Source organism: Natronospira sp. (assembly GCF_007134575.1).
GTDB lineage: Bacteria > Pseudomonadota > Gammaproteobacteria > Natronospirales > Natronospiraceae > Natronospira > Natronospira elongata.
Window position 1 is genome coordinate 1 of record NZ_SLKM01000270.1, and the last position, 8,383, is coordinate 8,383.

11 protein-coding genes are annotated in these 8,383 nt (G+C 60.9%); all 11 read right to left on the reverse strand.

The features are described 5' to 3' along the window. Positions 1-117: 117 nt before the first annotated feature. The gene (gene pdxJ / locus ACJWXQ_RS10910) at positions 118-864 is read right to left on the reverse strand and encodes a pyridoxine 5'-phosphate synthase (protein ID WP_346052199.1); all 747 of its coding nucleotides are present in this window, start codon (positions 862-864) and stop codon (positions 118-120) included. Next, positions 861-1,637 (reverse strand): DNA repair protein RecO, encoded by a 777-nt coding sequence (gene recO, locus ACJWXQ_RS10915; protein WP_346052201.1) that lies wholly within the window; start codon positions 1,635-1,637, stop codon positions 861-863. The genes pdxJ and recO overlap by 4 nt, the downstream gene beginning before the upstream one ends. Continuing rightward, entirely contained in the window at positions 1,634-2,533 is a 900-nt protein-coding gene (gene era, locus ACJWXQ_RS10920; RefSeq protein WP_346052203.1) for a GTPase Era, read from the reverse strand. Before era ends, recO begins: the two co-directional genes overlap by 4 nt. Continuing rightward, positions 2,526-3,200: a ribonuclease III gene (rnc, locus tag ACJWXQ_RS10925; RefSeq protein ID WP_346052205.1), complete on the reverse strand. Its 675-nt coding sequence runs from the start codon at positions 3,198-3,200 to the stop codon at positions 2,526-2,528. Before rnc ends, era begins: the two co-directional genes overlap by 8 nt. Beyond that, on the reverse strand, positions 3,197-3,565 hold the full coding sequence (locus ACJWXQ_RS10930; protein WP_346052207.1) for a DUF4845 domain-containing protein: 369 nt from the start codon (positions 3,563-3,565) through the stop codon (positions 3,197-3,199). The genes rnc and ACJWXQ_RS10930 overlap by 4 nt, the downstream gene beginning before the upstream one ends. 12 nt (positions 3,566-3,577) lie before the next feature. Continuing rightward, the gene (gene lepB / locus ACJWXQ_RS10935; RefSeq protein ID WP_346052209.1) at positions 3,578-4,369 is read right to left on the reverse strand and encodes a signal peptidase I; all 792 of its coding nucleotides are present in this window, start codon (positions 4,367-4,369) and stop codon (positions 3,578-3,580) included. A 29-nt stretch (positions 4,370-4,398) separates the two neighbouring features. Next, entirely contained in the window at positions 4,399-6,216 is a 1,818-nt protein-coding gene (gene lepA, locus ACJWXQ_RS10940) for a translation elongation factor 4 (RefSeq protein ID WP_346052262.1), read from the reverse strand. A gap of 124 nt (positions 6,217-6,340) precedes the next feature. Then, complete coding sequence (locus ACJWXQ_RS10945; RefSeq protein ID WP_346052211.1) at positions 6,341-6,580, reverse strand: glutaredoxin family protein; 240 nt, start codon at positions 6,578-6,580, stop codon at positions 6,341-6,343. Positions 6,581-6,603: 23 nt separating this feature from the next. Beyond that, the gene (locus ACJWXQ_RS10950) at positions 6,604-7,071 is read right to left on the reverse strand and encodes a SoxR reducing system RseC family protein (RefSeq protein ID WP_346052212.1); all 468 of its coding nucleotides are present in this window, start codon (positions 7,069-7,071) and stop codon (positions 6,604-6,606) included. Further along, the gene (locus tag ACJWXQ_RS10955; RefSeq protein ID WP_346052213.1) at positions 7,068-8,087 is read right to left on the reverse strand and encodes a MucB/RseB C-terminal domain-containing protein; all 1,020 of its coding nucleotides are present in this window, start codon (positions 8,085-8,087) and stop codon (positions 7,068-7,070) included. The genes ACJWXQ_RS10950 and ACJWXQ_RS10955 overlap by 4 nt, the downstream gene beginning before the upstream one ends. After that, positions 8,084-8,383, reverse strand: a 300-nt coding sequence (locus tag ACJWXQ_RS10960) for a hypothetical protein (RefSeq protein WP_406672808.1), incomplete at its 5' end; no start/stop codon positions are given. The genes ACJWXQ_RS10960 and ACJWXQ_RS10955, both read right to left, overlap by 4 nt.

Here is an 8,383-nt window from a genome sequence, read left to right on the forward strand (position 1 = left end):
CTGCCGTCATCAGCAGATGGTTGACGAACCGCTCTCCCCATCGCTCCCAGGCTCGCTCGATTCGAGCCACTTCGACAAGGTCCGTACCCACACCATAGACCAGGCCTGGAACCTCCATCAGCTTCCACCTCGCGCACGGTCCATGATGGAGCGCATGTCGGCAACCGCCCTTGGCAAGCCATCCATTACCGCCCGGGCAATGATGGCATGCCCAATATTGAGTTCACTGATCTGGGGAATGGCGGCGACTGCAGCCGTGTTGTGATAATGCAGGCCGTGGCCGGCATGCACGATCAGCCCGGCCGCCGCGGCCTTTTCTGCCCCGACACGAATACGTTCCAGGGCTTCAGCCTGACGACCCAGGGGGGCTTCGGCATAATCCCCGGTATGCAGTTCCACCACCGGGGCACCGGCGGCCGCCGCGGCCTCGATCTGTCGTGGGTCAGGATCAATGAACAGAGACACCCGACAACCCGCCTCCTTGAGTTGCGTCACGGCGCGATTCACCATCTCCTGCTGGCCGGCCACATCAAGGCCACCCTCGGTGGTCAGCTCTTCCCGTTTCTCGGGCACCAGGCAACAGGCAAAGGGCCGATACTCCCCAGCGATTGCCAGCATGTCATCGGTGATGGCCATTTCCAGGTTGATCCGGGTCTCAAGCATCTCACTCATCAGGCGAAGGTCCCGTACCTGAATATGCCGACGATCCTCACGCACGTGAATGGTGATGCCATTGGCGCCATTCTGCTCGGCCACCACTGCGGCCTGTACCGGGTCCGGATAGCGGGTGCCACGAGCCTGCCGCAGTGTGGCGATGTGATCTACATTGACACCCAGATCGATGGGACCGCTTGCCTGCTTCATGAGGGATCTCCCTTGTCATCACTGTCATTGGCCGACGGCTCACTGCGCGTCTGACGCAAACCGCGTCGAGTCAGATCCCGCATGACCCTTGCAGTCTGCAAGGGTTTACCCCCCAGATGGGGTTGCAGTGCCTCGGCGAGCAACCGCCGCATTTCAGGCTGTACCGACGGCTCATCATAGTTCGCCCGGGCTAGGGCCAGCAAAGTCCGACCACTGTAACCACGGCCTTCCGATCCCGCCAGCGGCCAGGCCCCTGATTCGGGATCGAAACGATAACGGCTGTCCGGGTCCAGCGTCTGACCGTCCATTCCGGTCTCGTGGACGGGCAAGGCATAACCCAGACCATCCAGCAACAGTTTCTCGAAACGCCGCAGCACCGGCGCCGTTGGCCCCGCCGGCAGTGCGGCCAGAGTCTCGGCATAGAGATCAAAGATGGCCTCGTTGGGATCATGCCGTCCGAGGAGACGAAGGACCAATTCGTTGAGATAAAAGCCGGACATCAGAGCGTCACCGCTCAGGCCCGGTGGGTAGCCATCCGCCTCGACAGCCGTCAGCGTACCCATCTCGCCGCCGCCCAGCCGCCAGGACAATAACAAGGGACGAAAGGGCTGCAGGAGACTGCGCTGACTGGCCCGGGGCCGCCTGGCCCCCCGGGCAACCAGTGCCAGGCGCCCGGCGGTGCGGGTAAAGACATCCACTACCAGGCTGGTATCGCGATAAGGCCGGTGATGGAGAACATAGCCGGCCTGCAACTGCGGCCGACGCGTGCTCATTCGCTGGTGATCCCGAGACTGCCTAGGATACGGGGATCATCGGGCCATCCCGCCCGGACCTTCACCCAGAGATCCAGATGCACCCGCCCGCCCCAAATCCCTTCCAGCTCCTTGCGGGCGGCGGTACCCACATCCTTGAGAACTTTTCCGCCTTGACCAATCACAATACCTTTCTGGCCTTCCTTCTCGATCCAGATCACCGCCTGGATACGGGTGAGTTGCCCCTCCCGCTCCATCTCCTGAACCTGGACCGCGACCGCGTAAGGTACTTCCTTGTGCACACGCATCATCAGCTTTTCGCGAATGACTTCGGCGGCCACCATCCGGGGGCTTTGATCACTGTGCTGATCAGCGGGGAAGAAGGCCGGCGACTCAGGCAAGAACTGCTGCAGCTCATCCAGCAGCGGGGTCAGGTTGGTCAATTTGAGGGCCGAGAGAGGAACGACAAAACGAAAATCGGCCCTGGCGGTGATCGATTCGATGAAAGGCAGGAGCTGGGACTTGTCCGCCGCCTGGTCAACCTTGTTGATCACCAGACCCACCGGTACGTCCAGACGCTTGAGACTGTCGAGGATGGCCTGGTCTTCCGCCAACCACTTGCCTGCCTGGACCACGAACACCACCACATCGGCATCCCGGGCGGCGTCCTGGGCGAGGCGGTTCATGTCCCGATTCAAGCGCCGGGGTGCTTCCGAGTGAATGCCCGGCGTATCCACGAAGACAAACTGACAGTCGTCGCGGGTCAAGACTCCCATGATGCGGTGGCGGGTGGTCTGAGGCTTGGCGGTAACAATACTGACCTTTTCACCCACCAGTGCGTTGACCAATGTGGACTTGCCCACATTGGGTCGCCCCACCACACCCACGAGCCCGGCATGACGGACAGATTCATTCATTGACCTTCTCCAGTAAGGCGGCCGCTGCCGCCTGCTCCGCCTTGCGTCGACTGCCACCGCGCCCGCGGGATTGAAAATTCGTGTCAGGGACGACACAACTGACTTCGAATACCTGGGCATGCTCCTTGCCGCTGATTGACTCCACGGCATAGACCGGCAGAGACAGTCCCCGGCCCTGAAGACACTCCTGAAGGCGGGTCTTGGGATCCTTGAGTTGCTCGGGCGGCGGCAACCGTCGCACGCGCTCCTGATACAGCTGCCGAATCAGATCACGGGCCGGGCTGAAACCGCCATCCAGATAAACCGCGCCGAGAATGGCCTCAAGACCGTCAGAGAGAATGGATGCACGACGGAAACCACCGCTCTTGAGTTCACCGCCGCCCAGACGAAGATAAGTCCCCAAATCCATCTCGGCGGCAATCTCGGCCAGGGTTTCCTGGTTGACCAGACTGGCGCGAAGGCGGCTTAGATCACCCTCTTCTACCTGCGGGAAGGCACGGTAAAGCAGCTCGGAAACACAAAGCCCCAAAACCGCATCACCCAGAAATTCCAGGCGTTCATTGTTGTTGCGGCCAAGACTGCGATGGGTCAGCGCCGCTTCCAGAAGACTCTGGTCCCTGAAATGATAACCGAGGGTTTCCAGTAGCCGGTCCAGACTCAATCTCACTCCCCCCGGAAGGTCTCTTTCTTCTCGAAGGAGACAATGAAATCGATGTTACCGATGAAGTTCACGCGATGCTCATATTCCAGCACCAGAGTCCGGCGACCATCAATGGTTTCAATGGTGAAATCGGTATCTCCCACCACACGAACGTCGTTGACGTTCAGCCGCCTGACCAGGGAGCGACGCACTTCAGACAGGGAGCTGGCGTCCACATCCGATGTCACGCCTCGCATGATGGTGTTGAGGGTCTGGGAGGTGATATACACCGGCACGAGCCGGACCCCGGCCGTGGCGATAATCCCGACCACGAACAGAACCAGTATCCATCCAATCGCCGTCAGGCCCTGCTGTGAGTGACGCAATCGCATGTCAGCTACTCCCTAATTGATTGCCTGGCCTATTCGTCCCCACTGGGGCGAGGCATTGAAGGCTTCCCAACTCAGCCACACGAACATGGCGCGACCACGGAGATGATCCTCCGGCACCAGTCCCCAGTGACGCCCGTCCAGACTGTTGTCCCGATTATCCCCGATCATCAGATACTCGCCCTCGGGGATGACAATACCGGCTTCCAGTTCCTGGCTTTCCATTGTAGCCGGTCGGGGGCTGACCAGTATCTCGTGAGCCTGCTCACCCAGGGTTTCCTTCATGAGCACGCTGCCGGGCAGCACCCGATCCCGCCGACGATCCACATCCCGCGGCTCGAAAGGACCAACTACCTCCTGTGCCACGGCCTCCCCATTGATATAAAGGGTCTTGCCACGGTATGCAACCTGATCCCCGGGAAGCCCAATCACCCGCTTGATGTAATCCTTGCGTGGATTGGGGGGATAGCGAAAGACTGCCACGTCACCCCGGTCCGGGCTGCCCAGATCCAGAAAGCGGGTCTCCAGAACCGGCAAGCGCAGCCCATAGGCAAACTTGTTGACCAGGATGAAGTCTCCCACCAGCAGGGTGGGCATCATGGAGGCCGATGGGATCCGGAAGGGCTCGGCGATAAACGAGCGCAGGATTAGGACGATCAGCAGAACCGGAAAGAAAGCCCGACACCATTCGACGATGGTAGGTTCGTGGTCCTCGGCGCTGCGGGAACGCGCCCACCACAGGCGGTCCAGGGCCCAGACCAGGCCGGTTACAAAAGATCCAATTACCAGTATCAGTGCCAGATTCATGGATGGTATCGGGTCCGCGGACCCCGCTCCTATTTCTTGTCCACCTGAAGGACGGCAAGGAAGGCTTCCTGGGGAATCTCCACCTTGCCCAATTGTTTCATGCGCTTTTTACCTTCCTTCTGCTTCTCCAGCAACTTGCGCTTCCGTGTCACGTCGCCACCATAGCACTTGGCAGTCACATTCTTGCGCAGGGCCTTGACCGTCGTTCGGGCAATGATGTGATTGCCGATAGCAGCCTGGATGGCCACATCAAACATCTGACGGGGAATGATGTCCTTCATCCGCTCACACAGGTCCCGGCCCCGACTGTAGGACTGGTCCTTGTGAACAATGGTGGACAGGGCATCCACCCGGTCCCCGTTGATGAGCACATCCAGCTTGACCAGATTGGAAGACTGAAAACGATCAAAATCATACTCGAAGGAAGCAAAACCACGACTGGAGGACTTGAGCCGATCAAAAAAGTCCAGCACCACCTCGCTCATGGGCAGTTCATAGGTCAGCTGCACCTGCTTGCCGTGATACATCATTTTCTTCTGGTTACCCCGTTTCTCCTCGCACAGGGTAATTACCGGGCCGACGAAATCCTGGGGCACCAGAATATTGGCCACAATGATGGGCTCACGAATTTCCTCGATCAGGTTGACCTCGGGCAGACGGGAGGGATTATCCACCCGCAGGGTTTGCCCGTCCCCGGTCAGGACTTCGTAAACCACCGTGGGTGCGGTGGTGATGAGATCGAGCTGATATTCCCGTTCCAGCCGCTCCTGGATGATTTCCATGTGCAGCATGCCGAGAAAGCCGCAGCGGAAACCGAAGCCCAGGGCATCGGAAACCTCCGGTTCGTAATACAGGGCGGCGTCGTTCAGCCGAAGCTTGGACAGGGCATCGCGAAAATCCTCATAGTCGCTGCTGTCCACCGGAAACAGGCCGGCGAAAACCCGCGGCTTGACCTCCTGAAAACCCGGCAGCCGCTCATCGCAAGGCCGATGATCCAGGGTCAGGGTGTCCCCCACCGGGGCACCATCAATATCCTTGATACCGGCAATGACATACCCCACCTCGCCGGTCTCCAGCGAGTCCCGTGGGGTCTTCTTGGGCGTGAAGCTACCCACTTCGGTGGCCTGGTGGGCCTTGCCGGTGGCCATCACCCGGATACGGTCATTCTTGGCCAGGCGGCCGTCAACGATTCGAACCAGGCTGACCACGCCAACGTAGTTGTCGAACCAGCTGTCGATGATCAGGGCCTTGAGAGGGGCATCCGGATCCCCCTGGGGCGCCGGCACCTTCTGTACCAACTGCTCCAGCACCTCGTCCACATTCACGCCGGTCTTTGCGCTGACCGAAATGGCTTCGTCGGCCTCCAGGCCAATGATGTCCTCAATCTCTTCCTTGACCCGCTCCGGCTCCGCCGAGGGCAGATCAATCTTGTTCAATACCGGAATCACCTCCAGGCCCTGCTCAATGGCGGTGTAGCAATTGGCCACGCTCTGGGCTTCAACGCCCTGAGCAGCGTCCACCACCAGCAAGGCGCCTTCGCAGGCGAACAATGAACGGGAGACCTCATAGGAGAAATCCACGTGGCCGGGGGTATCAATGAAGTTCAGCTCATAGACCTGACCATCCCGGGCAGTGTAATTGAGGGTGACGCTCTGCGCCTTGATGGTAATCCCGCGCTCCCGCTCCAGATCCATGGAATCCAGGACCTGCTCGGCCATTTCGCGATCCGTGAGGCCGCCGCAGACCTGAATGAAGCGGTCTGCCAGGGTGGATTTGCCGTGGTCGATATGGGCGATGATGGAGAAATTGCGGATATGCTTCATTGAGGACCCGAAGGTGTAAAACATGGAAAAGCCGACCAGACCGGGGTGCAAGCCCCTTCCCGTGGTCGGCTGCGATGACTCGTCGAAAGGCGTCGATTATACCGGGACGGGGCCGCAACTGAAATGCGCCGCCGGGCCTGCCGCTCGCTTATTTGTCGCCAGCGGCCAGCGCCGCCCGCAATCGGCTGAGATCCAGGCGGCCCTCACAGAGGGTTTCGCCATCGATTTCCAGCACCGGGATGCGCAGGCCGTAGCGGGCCTTGAGGGCCTCGTTCTCGCGAATGTCCACAACCCGAATCGGGTCCACACTGCCCAGTTCCAGCTGCAGATCCACCAGCATTTGATCGCATAAACCGCAACCGGGGCGCGAATAGACGACGATTTCCATGGCTATCCCCCGTTTCAGGGTATTCAGGCGGAGAGATCACGCACACAGCCGGGCGGCGGGCCGGGCAGGCGACGAATCACCCGGGGCAGGAAGGCAGGCCGGTCACCGAGGCCGCGGCTCAGGCGGCGGGCAGCCAGCAGGCCGAGAGCGAATCCGGCCACGCCGGCCAAAATCAACAGCCATTCGGACAGGCCCATGGCATGGGCCAGGGAACTGCCCGCCACCAGGCCCAGCAAGGGCGGGAGATAGAGGCCCAGGGCCGCTTTCAGCAAGGCACTGTCCTCCAGGCCCAGCTCGACCCAGCTTCCCTCGGGATGAAACGCGGGGTCCGCCGCCTGGACCAGATGCAGGCGCTTGCCCAGCCAGCGGCCCAGCAAACCGCCGCCGCAACCCTTGCCTTCGGCGCAGCGGGGACAATCACGGCGACTGCTGGCTTCCACCCAGGCAACGGCACCTTCGCGGCGGACAATGCGACCGGATTCAGTGATCAAGGCTCGAGCTTCTCGGCCAGACGCCGAGGCAGGCTGTCAATTTCGCTGGCGATGGCGGTCACCGTCTTCATGGGAACCTCCCCCACCACGGTGATCTGATGGTCATCCACCTGCCGGCCGTGAGCACTGACACTGCCCATGCGGGACTCGCCCTCGAAGCCCCGGCGTTCTTCGCCCAGCGGCTCCACAAAAATCGATACCTGGGCAATGCCATCGGACAGAATCAAATGATGCAGGATGACGTCATTGCCGGCACGGCGGGGTTCGGACTGAGCGGCAACCAGGCGGAAACCATCCGGCAGCGCGTCAAACAGCGTGGGTAGATCCTGCTCGGACTCACCCGGGCGCTTACGGGAATACCGGGCATGACGGGTACCAAAGGCCTCCGCCTCTTTCTCCAGCACCGGATCCAGCTCTTCATCGCTGATATCCACATCCAGCATGATGTCGGTAAACATCACCTGCTGGATGACTTCACCATCAGCGGAGACCATGTCATTGCGGAGGGGCATGCCGGTTTCCCGGTCAAGCCAGAAGCGAAATCCATAGCGCAGTTCATCCTCCGGCTGAATACCGATGATATTCGCTGCGCGGCCGGCCACCCGATCACGGCCGAGGCTGATCAGGCTGTAGTGGCCACTGTCCAGATCCTTTAGCTTGTCACCCAGGTAGGCATTGAAGCGGGCCGCGGCCTGCCTCAGGTCCACATCCCCGTCGTCATCCTTGGCGAAGATGCACTTGACCGCATCATGTTGACGCAGGAGCTCCCGTTGACTGCCGGTGAGGCTCAGCAGACGCTCACTTGAGCCGCCCTCCCCGGCCCGGTGAACCACTTGATGACTCTCCACTTCCCCGCCCTGAATCTGAACGAATGTTCCACGGAAATTCAATTCAGACATGGCCTCCGCCATGCGTTCCAGTGCTGCACGCGGGGTATCGGCCTGAACCGCTTGGCTGGCGGCCAGGGCAGCGAGACAGCAAAAGGCCACCATCAGCCGGTGACTGACTGCCTTCATTGAGGCTCACTCCCCTCGTCTCGGTCTTCGCTTTCCGCGTCCAGGGCATCGGCAGCCTGGCTCTCAATCCGCTGGAGGCCGGCGGCGCGGTCCGCGTGGTTGAGACGATAGCTGTTCAGGCGCTGCCAGGATTCACTGTCTTCCAGTTGCAGGCTTCGGCCGGCTGCCGGAGAGATGCGCGCCGGGGTTGCCCAGGGGTTGGTCTCGACAGTGGATGGCACCACTTCGGGAGTGCCAGGGCCCTCATCCAGCTCACCACCCTGCAGCCCCACCAGGGCCACCGTCGCCACACCCGC

Coding starts and splice junctions, on each gene's coding strand:
- ACJWXQ_RS10930 (WP_346052207.1), bottom strand. CDS start 3,565: ATGCGATTGCGTCACTCACAGCAGGGCCTGACGGCGATTGGATGGATA.
- pdxJ (WP_346052199.1), bottom strand. CDS start 864: ATGAAGCAGGCAAGCGGTCCCATCGATCTGGGTGTCAATGTAGATCAC.
- lepA (WP_346052262.1), bottom strand. CDS start 6,216: ATGTTTTACACCTTCGGGTCCTCAATGAAGCATATCCGCAATTTCTCC.
- recO (WP_346052201.1), bottom strand. CDS start 1,637: ATGAGCACGCGTCGGCCGCAGTTGCAGGCCGGCTATGTTCTCCATCAC.
- ACJWXQ_RS10945 (WP_346052211.1), bottom strand. CDS start 6,580: ATGGAAATCGTCGTCTATTCGCGCCCCGGTTGCGGTTTATGCGATCAA.
- era (WP_346052203.1), bottom strand. CDS start 2,533: ATGAATGAATCTGTCCGTCATGCCGGGCTCGTGGGTGTGGTGGGGCGA.
- lepB (WP_346052209.1), bottom strand. CDS start 4,369: ATGAATCTGGCACTGATACTGGTAATTGGATCTTTTGTAACCGGCCTG.
- ACJWXQ_RS10955 (WP_346052213.1), bottom strand. CDS start 8,087: ATGAAGGCAGTCAGTCACCGGCTGATGGTGGCCTTTTGCTGTCTCGCT.